Genomic DNA, 18,930 nt, shown 5'->3' on the forward strand with positions numbered 1-18,930 from the left:
CTAAAACGGGACAAAGCCCCCTGCCACCGGAGTGGCGGGGGGCTTCGCTGTCCTGACGGAGCGCTTCAGCGGGTCTGCTGCGCCGGCACTCCACGGGAGATCGGCTCGTCCTCCGCGGGCGTACCCGCGGCGGCCACGGCCGCACCCGTGAGCGTCGCCAGCATCTCGCGCACGTTCGTCAGCTGCGCGTTGATGGAGTCGCGACGGTTCGTCAGAGCGGCGAGCTCGCGCTCGGACTCCGAACGGATCCGGTCCGCCTTCGCGTTCGCGTCGGCCACGATGTCCTCGGCCTGGCGCTGCGCGGTCTCCACCGTCTGGCGGGCGCGGCGCTCCGCGTCCGTACGCAGCTTCTCGGCCTCCAGGCGCAGCTGCTCCGCGCGGTGCTCGATCTCCGCGAGGCGCTTCTCCGCCTTGGCCTGACGCGAGGCCAGATCACGCTCGGACTGCTCACGGCGCTTGGCGAGGTTCGTCTCGAAGTCCGCGGCGGCCTGGGCGGCCTTGGCGCGGGTCTCCTCGAAGAGGGCGTCGGCCTCCTCACGCTTGGACTGCGCGTCCTTCTGGGCCTCGGCGCGCAGCGCGCTCGCCTCGCCCTTGGCCTTCTCGACGATCCGGACGCCCTCGTCCTCGGCCTTGGCCTTGCGCTCGGCCGCGAACGACTCGGCGTCGTTGCGCACCTGCTGCGCGGCGGACTCGGCGAGCTCGCGGTGCTGCTCGGCGGCGCGCCGGGCCTCCTCGCGCAGGTCCTTCGCCTCCTCCTCGGCGAGGCGGAGGATCTTCTCGACGCGGGCACCGAGACCGGCGTACGACGGCTCGGCGTCGGCGACCTGGGCCTGGGCGTTCTGCGTCTCGAGGTGCAGTTCCTCGATGCGCTTTTCCAGAGCAGTGATACGGGCCAGAGCACTGTCACGGTCGGAGACGAGCTTGGAGATACGTTCGTCCACCTGAGCGCGGTCGTACCCACGCCGCACAAGCTCGAAGCCGTAGGGGGAAGTGTCGCTCATGGGGTTCCTGTCGAATGAGACCGGTGAGGTGATAGAGGGAATCCTAGGGGTCCAAGCGGCGTGTCATCGAGCAGATGCCCGTTTGATCTGGAGAATGACACCCCTTTTGAGTGGTCAACCGCGGGAGCACTTGCCAGGGACAGGGCCAAAGGTCCTTTCAAAGCACGGGCGATGCTCCTTGGCTACCCATCCGACTGCTTCCCACTCGAACGTGTAGACCCTGCCGCGGCTCCGGCTTTGACGCCACCCGCGGCAGAGCCGCTGCCGGGCCCGGCTTTCGCGCCGCCCGACGGGGCCTCGAAAGACTCCAACGCCTCCAGCACGTCCTGGACACGGGAGATCTCGGCATTGATGTCGGCCCGGCGCCGGACAAGCACCTCCAGCTCCTGCTTGCCCTCCTCGACGATGCGCGTCGCCTCGGCCTCTGCCTCGGCCTTGATGCGCTCCGCCTCGCGCGTCAGCTCGCTCTTCTTCGCCTCGGCCTCCTTCAGAAGACCCTCGGCCTTCTTCACGGCGGAGATACGGACCTTGCTCGCCTCGGAGGTGGCGTCGGAGAGGAGCTCCTTGGCCTTCGCCTCGGCCTCGGCCAGCTGCTCCTCCGCGGCCTTGACCAGCGCGTCGCAGCGCTCGCCCGCCGACTTCATCGCCTCCGCGGACTCGCGGCGCGCACGCTCGTGCAGTTCCTCGATCTCGGCCGTCACCCGGTCGCGCTGCTCCTCCGAGCGCTCCCTTATGGCGGTCGCGTCGCCACGGGCGCCGACCAGCAGCTCGTCCGCGTCCGTACGCGCCTTCTCCACCAGCGAGTTGCCCTCGACCGTCGCCGCCGCGACCAGCCGCTCGGCCTCCTTGCGGGCAGCGCCCACCATCGTGTCGGCCTGCGCCTCGGCGTCCGTCGTCGCCTTGAGCGCCTTCTCCTGCGCGTCCGCCGTCAGCTTCTCCGCCTCCGCGGCCGCCTCCGTGATGAGCGTGTCGACCTGCTCGGCCGCTTCCTGACGGCGCTTGTTGGCGGCCTGGCGGGCCTCGTCCAGGGTCCGCTCCGCCTCCTCGCGCGCCTCGGACGTGAGCCGCTCGGCCTCCCGCGCCGCCTCCGCCTTGACGCGCTCGGACTCGCTGCGGATCCGCTCGGAGTGCTGCTGCGCGGAGTTGACCGTCTCGGCGGCCTCGGCGCGCAGCCGCTCCGCGTCGCCCGAAGCGTCCGCGATGAGCTTCTCGGCCTTCGCCACCGACTCCGCGCGGACCCGCTCCGCCTCGGTCGTCGTCTCGGCCTTGAGCCGCTCGGCCTCCGCGGTGGACTCGGCACGCAGCCGCTCCGCCTGCTCCGCCGCCTCCGTGCGCACCCGCTCGGCCTCCGCGGCCGTGTCGGACTGCAGCTTCTCGGCCTCGCTGCGGGCCTCGCCGATCAGCCGGTCGGCCTGGCTCGCGGCGTCGTTGCGGATGCGGTTGGCGTCCTCGCGGGCGTCGGCGCGCGTACGGGACGCGTCCTGCTCGGCCTGCGCGATGGTGTCCGACGCCTCCGTGCGCACCCGCTGGGCGTGCTCCGAGGCGTCCGAACGCATCCGCTCGGCCTCCGCGATGGCCTCCGAGACCGTGCGCTCGGCAAGGGCCTTCGCGGCCTCCGACGCCTCCGTCGCCTCGCGCCGGGTGCGGTTGGCGTCCTCGGTGGCACGCTCCCGCTCCGCGTAGGCGTCGGCGCGGACGCGGTCGGCCTCCTCCTGCGCCTCCGTCCGCGTGCGCTCGGCGGCGTGCTCGGCGGCCGACCGCAGGCCCGCGACCTCCTCCTGCGCCGCCTCGTGCAGGCCGGCGACGGAGTCCCGTACGGACTGGGCGTGCTGCTCGGCGGCCGTGACCATCTCGGTCGCGCGGCGGTCGGCCTCCTCGACCAGACGGATCGCCTCGGCCTGCGCCTCCTCGACGCGCTTGCGGGCGGAGGCGAGGAGTTCCTCGCTCTGCTCGCGGGCCCGCTCGCGCTCCTGGTCGGCCTCCGCGCGGGCGGAGCCCAACGTCTCCTCGGCCTCGCGGCGGCGGCGCGCGGCCTCCTCCTGGGCGGCGGCCAGCTCCTCGGCGGCCTCCGTGCCCACGCGTTCGGCGGCGGCAGCCGCCTCCGCGCGCACGCGGTCCGCGGACTCCTGCGCCTCGGTCTTCAGCCGCTCCGCCTCCGCGGCGGCCTCCGAACGCAGTCGCACGGCGATGTTCTCGCCCTCCGCGCGGGCCTGCGACGCGTCGGCGGCGGCCTCCGTGCGCAGCCGCTCCGCCTCCGTCTCGGCCTGCGACTGGAGTGTGCGGATCCGCTCGGCGGCCTCCGTGCGCAGCCGCTCCGTCTCGTCCGCGGCCTCCTTGCGGATGCGCTCGGCCTCCGCGCGGGCGTCGGACAGCGCCTGCTCGGCCGCTGACAGCCGTTCCTCGGCCTCCGTGTGCAGCCGCGTCAGCTCTTCGGCCGCCTCGGCCTGGCGGGCCGCTATGGCCTGCTCGGTCTCCTCGCGCAGCGCCCGCGCGGCCTCCTCGGCCTCCGACTTCGTGGCCTCGGCCTGCTCGGCGGCCTCCTCGCGGTGCCGCTCGGCCTCCGCGCGGGTGCGCTCCAGGGTCTCCTCGGCCTGCGTGCGCAGGGACGTGGCCCGCTCGACGGCCTCGGCACGGACCCGCTCGCTCTCGGCGGTCGCGGCCGTACGCAGCTCCTCGGCGTCGGCCTTCGCCTTGGCGAGGAGCTCCTCGGCGGACTTCGCCGCCTCCTCGATCTCCTTGACCGCCTCGCGCCGCGCCTCGCTGCGGATGCGGTCGCCCTCGGTGGCCGCGTCGGCCCGCAGCTGCTCGGCCTCGCCGCGCAGCCTGCGCGCCTCCTCCTGCAGCTCGACGGTCTTGGCGCGGTACTCCTTGGTGTCGTCCTTCGCCGCGCCCTTGAGCTCCTCGGCGATGTCGTGCGCCTCCGCGCGCAGCCGGTCCGCCTCGGCCTCCGCCTCGGAGCGGATCCGCTCGGCCTGCTCGGTGGCGGCCTTCGTGGTCTCCTTGGCGTTCTTGGACGCCTTGTCGAGGACTTCCTCGGCGGTCCGCGCGGCCTTCGCGAGCTGGCCCGCGGTCTCCTCGGCGGTGATCGTGCGCGCCTTCTCGGCGGCCTCCGCGATCAGCTTCTCGGCCTCCGCACGGGCGTCGGCGATCAGCTGCTCGGCCTCGGACCTGGTGGCCTCGGCCTCCTTGGTGGCCTCGCCGACCAGCCGGGCGACCTGCTCCTTCGCGGTGCGCGTGCGCTGCTCGTTGGCGCCCTCGGCGGCCTGGAGCTGCTTGGTCGCGGTCTCCTTGGCCTCGGCGAGCACCTTCTCGGCCTCGGCGCGCGCCTCGCGCAGCGCCGTCTCGGCCTCGGCCATGCGCTGCTCGGCGGCGCGGCTCGCCTCGGCGGCCTGGCGGCGCGCCTGCTCCGTCTCGGCCGCCGTGCTGGACCGCAGCTGCTCGGCGTGGTCGGTGGCCTCCTGGGCCTGCGTCGACGCGGCGTTCAGGAGGCGCTCGGCGTCCGAACGGGCACGGCGCAGGATGGCCTCGGCCTCGGCGCGAGCGGCCTCGGCGTCACCGGCGAGGCGCTGACGGGCCTCCTCGGCGACGCGGGCGGCCTCGGCGCGGGCGGCGGCCAGGGCCTGGTCGGCCTCCGCGCGTGACTCGTCGAGGAGGCGACGGGCCTGCTGTTCGGTGCGGGCCCTGAGCTGTTCGGCCCAGGCCACGTTCTCGTTGACGTGCGACTCGACGGTCTGCCGGCGCTCGCTCAGCTCCTGGTCGAGCTGCTGGCGCCGCGTCACGGCCTCGGTGTGCAGCTCGGACTGGAGCCTGGCCTGCTGCTCGGCGTGCTCCTGGAGGATGCGCTGGGTCTGCGCCCTGGCCTCACGCAGTTCGCGCTCGGCGTCGGCACGCAGCTGTTCGGCCTGGATCTGGGCATTGCGGAGCAACTGCTCGGCCTGATACCCGATGTCCGCGCTGTCGTAGGCAGGGCGGGACGCGAGGTTGCGGCGCGCCTCGTGCAGCTTGGCGCGCAACACCTCGACCTGGTAGCCGAGGTCCTCGGCGTGCTGGACGGCCTTCTCCCGCTCGGTCTTCAGCCGGTCCATCTCGGCCTCGAACCGGGACAGACTGTCCGTCTCAGCCCGCGAGTTCTCTTGGCGTTCGTAGCCCCGCACTGCGCGGTCCCATCCTTCCCCAAGCTCGTCGAGCAGGGGATACCCCAACCCTGGTCGCACGTCTTTCCAACGAGCCCCGTCCATCCGCCGAACGAGGCCCCCGGGGGAATGGTGTCAGATCAACAGCGGAGCATGGGCTGCTGCCCCGACGCTCGTCCCCCGAAACCCGGACCCCGGCATGTGGCCGCCCCGACTTCGGACGGCCGCCCCTCACCCTACCGGCCCGGATATGGGGAGGTCAGTGCTCCAGGGAGTCGGAGGGTGCCGAAGTGACGAGTTCCGTCAGGACACCGTGGCAGTCCTTCGGGTGCAGGAAGGTGATGCGCGAGCCCATGGAGCCGATGCGGGGCTCTTCGTAGAGGACGCGTACGCCCTTGTCCTTGATGGCCGCGGCGTCGCCGTCGACGTCCGCGGTGCCGAAGGCGATGTGGTGCACGCCCTCGCCGTTCTTGGCCAGCCACTTGCCGACCGCGGAGTCGTCGCGGGTCGGTTCCAGAAGCTGCAGGTAGGAGGCGCCTCCGTCACTGGTGTCGTTGATTTTCAGCATGGCCTCGCGCACGCCCTGCTCTTCGTTGACCTCGGAGTGGGTCACTTCGAATCCGTACGTCGCGCGGTAGAACTCGACGGTCTTGTCGAGGTCGAAACAGGCGATCCCGATGTGATCGATTCGCGTCAGCATGCTTCAAGTGCAGCGCTTGACGCAGTGATTACGCAACGTGCGCGCGATCACAGTCGCCGCCCGGTGACGGCGGGGGTACTGCTCAGTACATTCAGATAAACCCTCGTTAACTCCTCTCCTCCCAAGGGGTCGTCGCACATGGCAGGAACGACCGGCACCACCTCAGTGATCGTCTCGGGCGCACGCACGCCCATGGGCCGTCTCCTCGGCTCCCTGAAGTCCTTCTCGGGTGCGGATCTGGGGGGATTCGCGATCAAGGCCGCGCTGGAGCGCGCGGGCATCGGAGGCGACCAGGTCCAGTACGTGATCATGGGACAGGTGCTGACGGCCGGGGCAGGGCAGATCCCGGCACGTCAGGCCGCCGTCAAGGCGGGCATCCCCATGAACGTCCCCGCGCTGACCATCAACAAGGTCTGTCTCTCGGGTCTCGACTCCATCGCGCTCGCCGACCAGCTCATCCGAGCCGGCGAGTTCGACATCGTGGTGGCCGGCGGTCAGGAGTCCATGACCAACGCCCCGCACCTGCTCCCCAAGTCCCGTGAGGGCCACAAGTACGGCGCGATCGAGATGCTCGACTCCATGGCGTACGACGGCCTGACCGACTCCTTCGACGGCGTCGCCATGGGTGAGTCCACGGAGAAGCACAACGGCCGCCTGGGCATCCGCCGCCCGGAGCAGGACGAGGTGGCCGCGCTCTCCCATCAGCGGGCCGCCGCCGCCCAGAAGAACGGCCTGTTCGAGGCCGAGATCACCCCGGTCGAGATCCCGCAGCGCAAGGGTGACCCGGTCCTCTTCTCCCAGGACGAGGGCATCCGCGGCGAGACCACCGTGGAGACCCTCGCCAAGCTGCGCCCGGCCTTCGCCAAGGACGGCACGATCACGGCGGGCACGTCCTCGCAGATCTCCGACGGCGCCGCCGCCGTCGTGGTGATGTCGAAGGCCAAGGCGCAGGAGCTCGGCCTGGCCTGGATCGCCGAGATCGGTGCGCACGGCAACGTGGCGGGTCCCGACAGCTCGCTCCAGTCGCAGCCCTCCAACGCCATCCAGCACGCCCTGAAGAAGGAGGGCCTGGCGGTCGAGGACCTCGATCTCATCGAGATCAACGAGGCCTTCGCCGCCGTCGCCGTCCAGTCAATGAAGGACCTCGGGGTGTCCTCGGAAAAGGTGAACGTCAACGGCGGGGCCATCGCACTGGGTCACCCGATCGGGATGTCCGGCGCACGCCTCGTGCTGCACCTCGCCCTGGAGCTGAAGCGCCGGGGCGGCGGCGTGGGCGCGGCCGCGCTGTGCGGTGGCGGCGGGCAGGGCGACGCCCTGATCGTCAAGGTGGCCAAGGCCTAGCCCTCGGTCGGCCACTGTCCTCTCGTACGCAATGCGCAGTACGTAGTACGTAGTGAACGGAGCTGTGATGCAGGACGTCCCCTCCCTGGTGGCGCAGGCCCGCGAGGGCAGGCCGCGGGCCGTGGCCCGGCTGATCTCACTGGTCGAGGGGGCGTCACCGCAGCTGCGTGAAGTGATGGCGGCGCTGGCGCCGCTCGCCGGCCACGCGTACGTGGTCGGCCTCACGGGTTCCCCCGGTGTCGGCAAGTCGACATCGACGTCGGCGCTCGTGAGCGCGTACCGGCGGGCCGGGAAGCGGGTCGGCGTCCTCGCCGTCGACCCGTCGTCCCCCTTCTCCGGGGGCGCGCTCCTCGGCGACCGCGTGCGGATGTCCGACCACGCGTCCGACCCCGGCGTCTACATCCGCTCCATGGCCACGCGCGGACACCTCGGCGGGCTCGCCTGGGCCGCCCCGCAGGCCATCCGCGTCCTCGACGCGGCGGGCTGCGACGTGATCCTCGTCGAGACGGTCGGCGTCGGACAGTCCGAAGTGGAGATCGCCTCCCAGGCGGACACCTCGGTCGTCCTCCTCGCGCCCGGCATGGGCGACGGCATCCAGGCGGCCAAGGCCGGAATCCTGGAGATCGGCGACGTCTACGTCGTCAACAAGGCGGACCGCGACGGCGCCGACGCGACCGCGCGCGAGCTGAATCACATGCTGGGCCTCGGCGAGTCCCGCGGCCCCGGCGACTGGCGCCCGCCCATCGTGAAGACGGTCGCGGCGCGCGGCGAGGGCCTCGACGAGGTCGTCGAGGCGCTGGAGAAGCACCGGGCGTGGATGGAGGAGCGGGGGGTCCTCGGCGAGCGCCGGGTCGCCCGCGCCTCCCGCGAGGTCGAGACGATCGCCGTCACGGCCCTGCGCGAGCGCATCGGCTCCCTCCACGGCGACCTGCGGCTCTCCGCGCTCGCGGAACGGATCGTGGCGGGGGAGCTCGACCCGTACACGGCCGCGGACGAGCTGGTCGAGGGCCTGACGGAGAGCTGAGACGCGCCGCGGGGGCGGCGCCGGTGTGGCGCCGCCCCCGCGGCGGAAGTGGGCCCTTCTGCGGCCGTCAGTCGTCGGAGCCGTCGTCGTCGTGGTCCTGGCCGTCGCGGTCGTCGTGGTCGTCCGAGTGGTCCGCGGTGACCTTGCCGGTCTTCAGGTCGACGCCGTACTCGGACTCGGCGCCCTTCGCACCGGTCGTCTCCACGTTCCAGGCGGTCGCCGTGCCGTCGTCGTCCAGGTCCACGGAGGTCACGGTGCCCTTGTCGGCGCCGGCCTTCGCGGCGTCCGCGGCGGTGACGGAGGCGCCCTTCAGGGCGGAGTTCACGCGAGCGGCGTCGGCGGCGTCCTCAGCGGCGTCGTCCTTGTCGTCCTTCTCGACCCAGGAGCCGAGGACCTTGCCCGTGCCCGGGTCGACCTCGACGCTGTGCCAGGTCTTGCCCTTCAGGATGTCGACGTCCCAGACCAGGCCGCCGTCCTCGTCGTCGAGCTCGGCGGAGACCGCGGTGCCGGACGTGTCCGCGAGGGCGGCCTTGATGGCGTCGGCGGCGGTCACCTCGGCGGCGTCGTCGCGGTGGTCGTCCTTGCGGTCGTCGTCCCGGTCGTCGCGGTCGTCCTGGTCCTTGCGGTCGTTGTCCTTCAGCTGGACGCTCGACTTGCTCGCGGCGCTGTCGTCGTCACCGCCGGTCGCGAAGGCGGCGGCGCTGCCGCCTCCGATCAGGGCCGCGGCGGCGACGGTGGCGATGACGATGTTGCGCTTCATGAGGGTCCTCCCGAAGAAGTGGGCGGTGGGGGCGGCGACCCGGGGGCCGCTGCCGTTCGCTTTCGACACGGACCAATCTGGCGGAGCGATCCTGAACGCACGCTGAAGCCGCCTGAAGAACTCTTCAGCTTCGCTCTGCCACCCTGAACGCATGCGCCTGTTGATCGTGGAGGACGAGAAGCGACTGGCCCTGTCGCTGGCCAAGGGCCTGACGGCCGAGGGCTTCGCCGTGGACGTCGTCCACGACGGCGTCGACGGGCTGCACCGGGCGAGCGAGGGCACGTACGACCTGGTGATCCTCGACATCATGCTGCCCGGCATGAACGGCTACCGCGTCTGCTCCACGCTCCGCGCCGCGGGACACGACGTGCCGATCCTGATGCTCACGGCCAAGGACGGCGAGTACGACGAGGCCGAGGGCCTCGACACCGGCGCGGACGACTACCTGACCAAGCCCTTCTCGTACGTCGTGCTGGTCGCCCGGGTGAAGGCCCTGCTGCGCCGGCGCGGCACCGCGGGGCCCTCTCCGGTCCACACCCTGGGCGACCTCAGGATCGACACGGCGGCGCGCCGCGTGTTCCGCGGCGAGGACGAAGTGACGCTCACGGCGAAGGAGTTCGCGGTCCTTGAGCAGCTGGTGCTGCGCAGCGGCGAGGTCGTCTCCAAGGGCGACATCCTGGACCATGTCTGGGACTTCGCGTACGAGGGCGACCCCAACATCGTCGAGGTGTACGTGAGCACGCTGCGGCGCAAGCTCGGCGCGGCCCTCATCAAGACCGTGCGCGGCGCCGGATACCGCCTGGAGGCCCCGCGATGAGCAGGATGAGCCGCTTGTTCGGATCGGTGCGGGCCAGGGCCACGCTCGGCGCGAGCCTCGTCGTCGCCCTCGCCCTGGTCGCGGCGGGCGCCGCCGTGCTGCTCTCGCTGCGGGACAACCTCACCGACCAGGCGGGGTCCCGGGCCGACTCGGCCGCCCGCAAGGTCGCCTCGCAGCTCCTCACGGTCCGGTCACTCGGCGACCTGGACCTGCCGGACGACGAGAACCAGCCCGTGCAGGTCGTCGACGGCGACGGGCGGCTGGTCGCGGCCAGTGAGGACCTGCAGAGGATCAGCGGAACGGGCGTCGACCAGGTGAAGCCCGGCCGTGGGGGAGCGGGTGTGAAGGGGGACAGCGGGGACGCAGGGGACCGCGAGGACGGGGAGATCGACGACGAGACCGAGTACACCGACGGCTCCGCCACGATCGACGGCGAGAGCGGTGAGTACCGCTTCGCCGCCGTCGAGGTCAGCTCGCCGAAGGGCGACTTCACCGTCCACGCGGGTGGCTCGCTCTCCGACGAACAGAGCGCCGTGTCCACGGCGTTGACGTCGATGCTGATCGGGTTCCCGCTGCTCCTCGCGGTCGTCGCCGGAGTCACCTGGCTGGTGACGCGGCGCGCGCTGCGTCCGGTGGCCGCGATCACCGCGGAGATGTCCGCGATCACCGCGTCGGAGGACCTCGCGCGCCGCGTGCCCGAGCCGGACACGCACGACGAGATCGCCCGCCTCGCGCGCACCACGAACGAGACGCTCACCGCGCTGCAGACCTCCGTGGAGCGTCAGCGCCGGTTCGTGGCGGACGCCTCGCACGAGCTGCGCAGTCCCATCGCCTCGCTGCGCACGCAGCTCGAAGTGGGCGCCGCGCATCCGGAGTTGCTGGACGTCGACGGCGCCGTCGAGGACACCGTGCGGCTCCAGGAACTCGCCGCCGACCTGCTGCTCCTGGCCCGTCTGGACGCGGGGGAGAAGCCGGGGGCGGGCCGCGTCGACCTGGCGGCCTTCGCGCGCGAGGAGCTCTCGCAGCGCACCAGGGACCACGTCGAGGTGCACGCGGACCTGAAGAGCGCCGAAGTCGCGGGCTCCCGCGGCCAGCTGGCGCGGGTGCTCGGCAACCTTCTGAACAACGCGCAGCGGCACGCACGCTCCCGCGTCACGGTCACCACCCGGAGTGACGGGGCCTGGGCGGTCCTTGAGGTGGCCGATGACGGCAGCGGCGTGCCGGAGGGCGAGCGGGAGCGGATCTTCGAGCGGTTCGTGCGGCTCGACGACGCGCGGACCCGCGACGAGGGCGGGGCCGGTCTGGGCCTCGCCATCGCGCGGGACGTGGCGGTGCGGCACGGCGGCACGCTCGTGGTGCGGGAGGCGCCGTCCGGCGGTGCGCTGTTCGAGCTGCGGCTGCCGAGCCCTCAGTCGTCGGCGGAATGAGGGGTGCGGCCGGCCACGGCGGTGCGGATCAGGGCTTGCCGCGCTGGGAGCGCAGGTGTTCCGCGATCGGGGTCAGGGCCTTGCGCAGGTCTTCGAGGGCCTCGTCGGAGATGAGGTCGACGAAGTGCCGCCGCACGGAGGCGACGTGGTGCGGGGCCACCTTCCGCATGGTCTCCATGCCTTCCTCGGTGAGGACGGTGTAGAGGCCCCGCCGGTCGGACTCGCAGTTCTCACGGCGCACCAGGCCCGCGTTCTCCATGCGGGTGATCTGGTGGGACAGGCGGCTCTTGGACTGCAGGGTGGCGGCGGCAAGGTCGCTCATCCGCATCCGGAGCTCTTCCGACTCGGAGAGATACACGAGAATGTCGTAGTCGTTCATGGTCAGGTTGAACGGCTGAAGGTCCTTTTCGAGCTGATATGTCAGCATCCTGTTGACCTCCACGTGGGTGCGCCAGGCGCACTGTTCCTCGTCGGTCAGCCACTGCGGGGCCGTCTCGGTCTCCATGGAATCGATTCTACCTAAGAAGTTGAAAGGTGAACGAATGGTGGGATGTGACGCGCCTCGCACCACCTGCCTCCAGGAGGGGCACAGGCGTTCGCCGTCACACTCCGCAGACTACCGCTCACAGCCCGAAGCGACGCTGGAGGTCCCCCAGTTGTCCGGGAAGGCGCGGTGCGCCGGGCTGCTGACCCGGTTGGCCCGGAGTGCCCCGTCCGCCCGGTACGCCACCCTGCTGGGGCACCTCTCCCGATGCCCGTTCGGGCATCAGCGCCTCGCTGGACTGGAGCAGGACCGTGCCGGCGCCGACGAACTCGAACTGGTGCTCCTCGCCGGACGTCCCGCCGATGCCGGTCAGTGCCCGCACGCCTCCGATCACGCCTGTGAGGTATCCGTGGTCGTAGTGATGGCAGGGTGAAGGGCAGTCCGCCCACCCCACGAGCGCCTGTGGATCCACACGGATCGGGGGCTCCATGAAGACCACCGGGCCGTTCGACGCCGCGACGAACTTGCCCGTGCCGATGAGGGTCAGAAAGCCCGGAACGATCGACTGCTTCAGCGCGAGAGTTGGCTGAAAAGCGAGGAGGTTGCCGGAGCGAATGGTCAGGTTGCCCTCTTCGAGATCGTACGAATTCACGTCGAAGGCCCGGTCGGCGAGGAGCATCTTGCCCTGCCCGTCCGCCACGACCCAGTCGCTCGCGTGCAGCGGCGAATGAAAGCTGGTCCGGACCAGACGGTCCAGGCGGCCGTGCCCGATGCCGTTGAACTCGATCCGTCCGTAGTAGGCGATCATCTTCCCCTTCTGCAGGAACCACTGGTTCCCCTTGAGCTCCACGCAGAAGGTGTACGGATTCACGCTGTCGTCGCTCGGCAGCGTCACCGGGTCGAAGACGGCGGGCGCGCCCGCGGGCGTCGAGACATGGGGGGCGTTGGGGTTCACAGCTTCTCCTCCGAGGCCTGGACGTACACCGCGCCGGTCCCCGACAGCTCCAGCTGGAAGGCCTCGCCGGAACCGCGGCCCACCATGTCGCGCCAGCCGAGCGCCGTGGACAGCTTGTTGCGCACGTCGCCGTGGTGCGCGACATACGCCTGCGGGTCCACGTGGACCGGGCGCTGGGGGGTGATCGGCACCTCGATGACGCCGCCGTGCGCCATGACGGCGACCGCGCCGTGGCCCTTCAGGGTCGTGGTGAACAGGCCCTGGCCGCTCACCTGGCCGCGCACCATGCCCATGACGCCGCCCTGGGAGCCCAGGAACATCGTGCCCTGCTGGAGCGTGCCGTCGAAGGCGAGCAGGCGGTCCGCCTCCACGTACAGCGTGTCTCCGGAGAGGCCGATGACCTGGATGTGATGCCCGCCGTGCCCGAACAGGACCGTGCCACTGCCCTCGACGGTCATCAGGGGGGTGGCCTCGCCCGCGACCCGGCGTCCGATCATGGACGCGAAGCCGCCCTGGCCGCCCTGGATGTTGGGGGTGAAGGAGACGTCCCCCTGGTAGGCGAGCATCGCGCCCCGCTGGCTGAAGATCTTGGCGCCCGGCTGCACCGTGGCCTCGATCATCTTCGAGTTGATCTCACGGAAGGGCATGTCACACATCCCCCGCGATCGTCGCCCGCTCGCTCGGCTGGACGTAGACCAGTCCTTCGCCCTCGAAGCGGATCTGGAACGCCTCGCCGCCGCCCTCGCCCAGGAAGGTGCGGAACGTGACACCGGACTGGAAGCTCTGCCGGACGTTCCCCTGGTGGGCGATGTAGGCACCCGGGTCGACCGTCAGGGGGTACTGCTGGGAGACGCGCAGCACCACCGCCGGGCCGTCGGAGACGATCGCCGCCTGGCCGGTGCCCTCGACCGTCGTCGTGAACAGGCCGTTCCCCTGCGTCGCGCCGCGCATGCCGGTGAAGCTGGTGCCGGTGCGCAGGCCGGCGTCGGTGCAGAGCAAATTGCTCGCCTCCACGTACAGCTTCTCGCCGGTCAGCCGCACGAGGTTGATCTCGGTGGCGCGGTCGGCGAACCAGCAGGTGCCGTGCCCCTTCACCTCCATCACCGTCATCTGCTCGCCGGTGACGCGGCGGGTCACCATGCCCCGGATGCCCTCGCCGCCGCCGGTCATCTTCTTGAAGGCCATCTGGCCGTCGTACGCGACCATCGAGCCGTTCTTCGCCTTCACGGCGTCGCCCGTCATGTCGACGGCGAGCACTCTGCTCCCTTGGAGCCGGAACGTAGCCACGAATCGACGGTAGCCGCCGCGTACCCACCCAGAACAGGGTGAAGGGCCCTGAGCGAACCCGGAGAACACCCCGATGTCACAATGGGGGTCGCTTGTGCGTCCGTTCACAAGATCGGCGCCGCCGAGCCCCGCTCCCCTCCTGTCGTCCGTCCCACCGAAGGTGACCCGTGGACATCAAAACCGCTTCCGCACTCCGCCGCCTCCGCCTGGTCTCCGTGCCCGAGGGCATCTCCTGGATCGTGCTGTTGGTCTGCACGATCATCAAGTACACGGTCTCCGAGGACTTCAACGTGGCGCCGGTGCTCGGCCCGATCCACGGCGTGCTCTTCGTCCTGTACGTGGTCTTCTGGCTCGACGCCTGGAACCGCGCCAAGTGGGACCTCGGGACCGCCGCCCTGTACTTCGCGTTCTCGTTCATCCCCGGCGGCGGCTTCATGGCCGAGCGCAAGCTGAAGCGCGAGGCCGAGGCCGCGGTGATCGCCTCGCGCGCCCGCAAGGAAGGCGTCGTGAACGCATGATCGTCGCCTTCTCCGTGACCCCGCTCGGGGTCGGCGAGGACGTCGGTGAGTACGTCGCCGACGCGGTCCGCGTGGTCCGCGAGTCGGGCCTGCCGAACCGGACCGACGCCATGTTCACCTCCGTCGAGGGCGAGTGGGACGAAGTGATGGACGTCGTCAAGCGCGCCGTCGCCGCCGTGGAGGCGCGTTCGCCCCGGGTCTCGGTCGTCATGAAGGCGGACATCCGCCCCGGTGTGACGGACGGCCTCACGTCGAAGGTCGAGACGGTGGAGCGGCATCTGTCCTCTTAGGCGGACCGTGCGGCCGTGCCGACCCGAAAGCCCCCGCCCTGTTCCTGGGCGGGGGCTTTTCTGCGCACCCCGACTTGAGCGACTGCTCAAATCCCGCTACCTTTCGTTTTGAGCAGTCGCTCAAATGGCGTTGACGTGGGGGTTTGCCGTGAGTCTGTACATCGAGGCGCGCATACGCGCCGATCTCGACGACCTCTGGGCACGCACCCAGGAACCCGATCAGCACCGACGCTGGGACCTCCGGTTCGGCGAGATCGACTACCTGCCGTGCGCGGAGGGCGAGCCGCAGCGCTTCCGGTACGCGACGCGCGTGCTGCCGTTTCTGACCGTCGCCGGCACCGGGGTCTCGGCGGGCGAGAAGCGGCGCCCGGACGGCACCAGGACCTCCGCTCTGCGCTTCGCGTCCCCGCACCCGCTCTCCCTCCTCGAAGAGGGCAGCGGCTACTGGCGCTACGTACCGGCGGAGGACGGCGACGGGGTCCGCTTCCTCACCGGGTACGACTACCGCCCGCGCTGGGGGCGGTTCGGCGAGATCGCCGACCGGCTGGTCTTCCGGCCCGTCATGGGATGGGCGACCGCCTGGTCGTTCGACCGGCTCAGGCTGTGGCTGGAGCGGGGCGTCACTCCGGAGCGGGCTCTGGCGCACGCGGTCGCGGAGTGCGTCGTCCGGCTCCTGTGCGTGGCCGCCGCCGTCCTCTTCGTTCCCGTGGTGGCCCTTGCCGTCGCGGCCTCGGTGCTGGTGCTGCCGCCGCTGCCCACGACCCCGGCGGCCCGCCGTTGTCTGCGCAAGCCGCCGGTCCGCGCGCGCGAGCCGCGGGTTCTGTCCGGCCTCGGCCCGCTCACGAAGGCGGGGGGCCGGTACTCATGAGCGGCGCCCCTTCGATCTTCCGGACCGCCATGGGCGCCGACTTCCACCGGCTCCACCCGCAGCTCCAGCGGCGCTTCTCCGTCGGCCTCGCGGGCGGCGAGGCCTGTACGGGCCGTGGTGTCATGGACCGCATCTGGCACGGGCGGGGGTTCGTGAAGCCGTTCCTCGCCCTCGGCGGCACCCGAAACATCCTCGTCCCGCGCCAGGGCAGGAACGTTCCCTTCGTCATCGAGAACGTGCCGTACACCGACACGTACGGCCGTGAGACGGTGACCTTCGTGCGCACCTTCGACCTGCCCGGCGGGCCCCGCCGCTTCGATGCCCAGATGGTCCTGAGTCCCCAGGGCGACCGCGTGCTCGACTACCTCGGCACGCACCAGCACCTCGCCAGCGACCTCCACTTCCGCGCGCAGCCCGACGGCTCGCTCCTCATCCGCTCCGGCGAGCACCGCTTCCGCGAGGGGCCCGTGGACTGCCGCGTGCCCTCCCTCGTCGGGGGCGACGCGGAGGTCCGCGAGTCCTGGGACGAGGACGCGGGTCGCTTCCGCATCCAGGTCCGGGTGACCAATTCCCGCTTCGGGCCGCTGTTCGGCTACGAGGGGTCCTTCACGGCGACGTACACCGACGTCCGTACGTGCGGAGTCCGCCCCGGGCTCCGGCCGGTCCGCGAGGAGGCACGCGCGTGAGTGCGGCCAAGGACCCGGCCAAGAGCCTGGAGACCCGGACCAAGCTCCTGGAGGGCGCGTTGCGGACCCTCACGGAGCAAGGCATCGCCAAGACGTCCGCACGGAACATCGCGGCGACGGCAGGGGTCAATCAAGCCCTCGTCTTCTACCACTTCGGCTCCGTCGACGAGCTGCTCGCGGCGGCCTGCCGGCACGGTACGGAGCAGCGGGTCTCCCGGTACCGGGAGCGTCTCTCCGGGATCGACTCCCTCTCCGGGCTGCTCGCCTTCGGGCGCGAGATGCACGAGGAGGAGCGCGAGGCGGGGCACGTCGCCGTGCTCGGCCAGCTGCTCGCCGGGTCGCAGACGCAGCCGACGCTCGCCGCGGCGACGGCCGCGGGGCTCGCCCTCTGGATCGAGGAGATCGAGAAGGTCCTGACGCGGGTGCTGTCCGCGTCGCCGCTCGGGGAGTTCGTCGACGCGGTGGGGCTCGCGCGGGCGGTGGGGGCGTCGTTCGTGGGGATGGAGCTCTACGAAGGGGTGGACGCGGCGGGGGCGGAGCGGGCGCTCGACTCCTTGGAGTCGCTCTCCCTTCTCGTCTCCGCCGTCGAGGATCTCGGGCCGCTTGCCCAGCGGGCGGTCCGGCACCGCCTGCGACGGTTGCGGTGAGCTCGGCTCCCCGCGACGCCCAGCGGGGGCAGGAGCCCCTTCACACCCCACCCTCCTCCGCAACCCCACCCAAACCGCCCACCATAAAACCGCCCGCACGGGGGAACCCCGTTCGACACGCCCGGGTAAGTCCACTTTTGTGAGGGTATCGGCGGAACTTGGACCACCAGAACCTGGAGGGCGCTGTGCGGCAGCCGGAGGGCTACGACTACGAGACCCACAGCATGCTCGCCGGACCGCTCACGGAGCCGGACGGCGACAGCGGCACGTATCGCGTGCAGTACCGCTCGCTGCTCTCCGGCGAACCGCACCGAATACGTGCCGTCCTGCTCATGAGCCTCGCCCCCGTCCTCACGGGACTCCTGCTCGTCTATCTCGTGTGGCCCACTCACTGGACCGAACGCGAGGGCGGCGACCGGTGGCTGATCGGGCTCGACATCACGATGCTCGTGGCGATCGGACTGATCGAGCTCTTCATGCTCGTCAACGTCGTGTCGATCGCCCACGCGACGATGGTCGCGAGGGATCCGATACCCGTGCGTCCGGAGAGCGGGACGCGCGTCGCGTTCCTGACCACGTACGTTCCCGGCAAGGAACCCCTGAGCATGGTGCGGGCAACGCTCGAAGGCGCCGTTCGGATACACCACTCCGGACCCCTCGACGTATGGCTCCTCGACGAAGGGGACAGCCCCGAGGCCAAGGCTCTGTGCGAGGAGCTCGGGGTCCGGCACTTCACGCGCAACGGTGTGCCCGAGTGGAACCGGAAGAAGGGCGCGCACAAGGCACGCACCAAGCACGGCAACTACAACGCCTGGCTGGCGATGCACCACGCGGAGTACGACTTCTTCGCCTCCGTCGACACGGACCACGTACCGCTCCCCAATTTCCTGGAGCGGATGATGGGGTACTTCCGGGACCCGGATGTCGCGTTCGTCGTCGGTCCTCAGGTCTACGGGAACTACACCACGCCCGTCACCAAAGCGGCCGAGTCGCAGCAGTTCCTCTTCCACGCGCTGATCCAGCGCGCAGGCAACCGCTACCGCGCCCCCATGTTCGTGGGCACGAACAACGTCGTGCGGATCAGTGCGCTCACGCAGATCGGCGGACTCCACGACTCCGTCACCGAGGACATGGCCACCGGCTTCGAGCTGCACCGGCGCCGCAATCCGCTCACCAAGAACCACTGGCGGTCGGTGTACACCCCCGACGTGCTGGCGGTCGGTGAAGGGCCCGCCTCCTGGACCGACTTCTTCACGCAGCAGATGCGCTGGTCGCGCGGCACGTACGAGACGCTGTTCAAGCAGTACTGGAAAGCGCCGTTCACGATGCCGCCCGGACGGCTCTTCTCGTACTCCCTGATGCTCGTGTACTACCCCATGACCGCCGTGAACTGGCTCCTCGGCATTCTCAGTTGCGTGCTGTTCCTGTGGTTCGGGGCATCCGGCACGCAGGTCGCCGCCTCCGTCTGGCTGATGCTCTACAGCGACGCGGCCGCCCTGCAGATCGGGCTCTACCTGTGGAACCGCCGGCACAACGTGTCCCCGCACGAGCCCGAGGGGTCCGGAGGGCTCGCCGGGATGGCGATGTCCGCGCTCTCCGCGCCCATCTACGCCAAGTCGCTCGGCGCCGCCGTCGTGCGCAGGCCGAGCCGTTTCGTCGTCACCCCCAAGGGCGGCGACGCGAGCCCGGACCGGCTCCTCACCTTCCGGATCCATCTGTTCTGGGCGTTCGTGCTCGTGAGCTCGCTGACCGCCTCCTTCGTCCTCGGCCACACCCACGTGGCGATGCGCACCTGGGCCGTCCTCGCCACGGTCATCTCCCTGGCACCCGTGTCCATCTGGGCCTACGGCCTCATCAAGGAGCGCAGGGCCCACCCGCAACCCCACCCGCAGCCACCGCGCGCCGCCCTGCGCGGCGAAGCCGCCCCCGAAGGCGAGCCGGAGCCCGCGTTCGCCACCGGCACGTCGACAGGAGGGAACTGATTCATGGCCC

18 protein-coding genes are annotated in these 18,930 nt (G+C 71.0%); 10 read left to right on the forward strand and 8 right to left on the reverse strand.

Annotation, left to right across the window (positions count from 1 at the left end; genetic code table 11):
• Positions 1-65: 65 nt before the first annotated feature.
• The 3 genes from DEJ47_RS26485 to mce form a co-directional block, all read right to left on the reverse strand.
• Positions 66-1,001 carry a hypothetical protein gene (locus DEJ47_RS26485; protein ID WP_055700062.1) on the reverse strand — a complete coding sequence of 312 codons (936 nt, stop codon included), beginning with the start codon at positions 999-1,001 and terminating at the stop codon, positions 66-68.
• Positions 1,002-1,183: 182 nt separating this feature from the next.
• Entirely contained in the window at positions 1,184-5,155 is a 3,972-nt protein-coding gene (scy, locus tag DEJ47_RS26490) for a polarized growth protein Scy (RefSeq protein WP_150172311.1), read from the reverse strand.
• A gap of 238 nt (positions 5,156-5,393) precedes the next feature.
• Complete coding sequence (gene mce / locus DEJ47_RS26495) at positions 5,394-5,834, reverse strand: methylmalonyl-CoA epimerase (protein ID WP_150172313.1); 441 nt, start codon at positions 5,832-5,834, stop codon at positions 5,394-5,396.
• Between the two features lie 138 nt (positions 5,835-5,972).
• Here mce and DEJ47_RS26500 point away from each other — a divergent pair, with 138 nt between their 5' ends.
• Positions 5,973-7,175 (forward strand): acetyl-CoA C-acetyltransferase, encoded by a 1,203-nt coding sequence (locus DEJ47_RS26500; protein WP_150172315.1) that lies wholly within the window; start codon positions 5,973-5,975, stop codon positions 7,173-7,175.
• Between the two features lie 67 nt (positions 7,176-7,242).
• Positions 7,243-8,199, forward strand: coding sequence for a methylmalonyl Co-A mutase-associated GTPase MeaB (gene meaB / locus DEJ47_RS26505; protein WP_150172317.1), 957 nt, complete (start codon positions 7,243-7,245; stop codon positions 8,197-8,199).
• A 67-nt stretch (positions 8,200-8,266) separates the two neighbouring features.
• Here the strand turns inward: meaB and DEJ47_RS26510 are convergent, their stop codons facing one another.
• Positions 8,267-8,959: a PepSY domain-containing protein gene (locus tag DEJ47_RS26510; RefSeq protein ID WP_150172319.1), complete on the reverse strand. Its 693-nt coding sequence runs from the start codon at positions 8,957-8,959 to the stop codon at positions 8,267-8,269.
• 151 nt (positions 8,960-9,110) lie between these two features.
• On the opposite strand from DEJ47_RS26510, the gene DEJ47_RS26515 reads away from it, so the two are divergent.
• Positions 9,111-9,776, forward strand: coding sequence for a response regulator transcription factor (locus DEJ47_RS26515; RefSeq protein WP_150172321.1), 666 nt, complete (start codon positions 9,111-9,113; stop codon positions 9,774-9,776).
• Positions 9,777-9,781: 5 nt separating this feature from the next.
• Positions 9,782-11,203 carry a sensor histidine kinase gene (locus tag DEJ47_RS26520; RefSeq protein WP_150175878.1) on the forward strand — a complete coding sequence of 474 codons (1,422 nt, stop codon included), beginning with the start codon at positions 9,782-9,784 and terminating at the stop codon, positions 11,201-11,203.
• 28 nt (positions 11,204-11,231) lie between these two features.
• Here DEJ47_RS26520 and DEJ47_RS26525 read toward each other — a convergent pair whose 3' ends face one another.
• From DEJ47_RS26525 to DEJ47_RS26540, 4 genes are all read right to left on the reverse strand, one after another.
• Entirely contained in the window at positions 11,232-11,708 is a 477-nt protein-coding gene (locus DEJ47_RS26525; RefSeq protein ID WP_150172322.1) for a MarR family winged helix-turn-helix transcriptional regulator, read from the reverse strand.
• Between the two features lie 118 nt (positions 11,709-11,826).
• Positions 11,827-12,642, reverse strand: a complete 816-nt coding sequence (locus DEJ47_RS26530; RefSeq protein ID WP_150172324.1) for an AIM24 family protein — start codon at positions 12,640-12,642, stop codon at positions 11,827-11,829.
• Complete coding sequence (locus tag DEJ47_RS26535; RefSeq protein ID WP_150172325.1) at positions 12,639-13,289, reverse strand: AIM24 family protein; 651 nt, start codon at positions 13,287-13,289, stop codon at positions 12,639-12,641. The genes DEJ47_RS26530 and DEJ47_RS26535 overlap by 4 nt, the downstream gene beginning before the upstream one ends.
• Before the next feature lies 1 nt (position 13,290).
• A complete protein-coding gene (locus tag DEJ47_RS26540; RefSeq protein ID WP_150172327.1) occupies positions 13,291-13,929 on the reverse strand; it encodes an AIM24 family protein in 639 nt (212 codons plus the stop codon).
• 167 nt (positions 13,930-14,096) lie between these two features.
• On the opposite strand from DEJ47_RS26540, the gene DEJ47_RS26545 reads away from it, so the two are divergent.
• The 6 genes from DEJ47_RS26545 to DEJ47_RS26570 all read left to right on the forward strand — a co-directional run bounded on the left by DEJ47_RS26545 (position 14,097) and on the right by DEJ47_RS26570 (position 18,920).
• The gene (locus DEJ47_RS26545) at positions 14,097-14,447 is read left to right on the forward strand and encodes a DUF3817 domain-containing protein (RefSeq protein ID WP_150172329.1); all 351 of its coding nucleotides are present in this window, start codon (positions 14,097-14,099) and stop codon (positions 14,445-14,447) included.
• Positions 14,444-14,737, forward strand: a complete 294-nt coding sequence (locus DEJ47_RS26550; protein WP_150172331.1) for an MTH1187 family thiamine-binding protein — start codon at positions 14,444-14,446, stop codon at positions 14,735-14,737. Before DEJ47_RS26545 ends, DEJ47_RS26550 begins: the two co-directional genes overlap by 4 nt.
• A 148-nt stretch (positions 14,738-14,885) precedes the next feature.
• Complete coding sequence (locus DEJ47_RS26555; RefSeq protein WP_150172333.1) at positions 14,886-15,605, forward strand: hypothetical protein; 720 nt, start codon at positions 14,886-14,888, stop codon at positions 15,603-15,605.
• A complete protein-coding gene (locus tag DEJ47_RS26560) occupies positions 15,602-16,291 on the forward strand; it encodes a DUF4166 domain-containing protein (protein ID WP_150172335.1) in 690 nt (229 codons plus the stop codon). Before DEJ47_RS26555 ends, DEJ47_RS26560 begins: the two co-directional genes overlap by 4 nt.
• A complete protein-coding gene (locus DEJ47_RS26565; protein ID WP_150172337.1) occupies positions 16,288-16,938 on the forward strand; it encodes a TetR/AcrR family transcriptional regulator in 651 nt (216 codons plus the stop codon). Before DEJ47_RS26560 ends, DEJ47_RS26565 begins: the two co-directional genes overlap by 4 nt.
• Before the next feature lie 224 nt (positions 16,939-17,162).
• The gene (locus DEJ47_RS26570; protein ID WP_150175879.1) at positions 17,163-18,920 is read left to right on the forward strand and encodes a glycosyltransferase family 2 protein; all 1,758 of its coding nucleotides are present in this window, start codon (positions 17,163-17,165) and stop codon (positions 18,918-18,920) included.
• Positions 18,921-18,930 lie beyond the last annotated feature (10 nt).

This window comes from Streptomyces venezuelae (genome assembly GCF_008642355.1).
GTDB classification, from domain to species: domain Bacteria; phylum Actinomycetota; class Actinomycetes; order Streptomycetales; family Streptomycetaceae; genus Streptomyces; species Streptomyces venezuelae_B.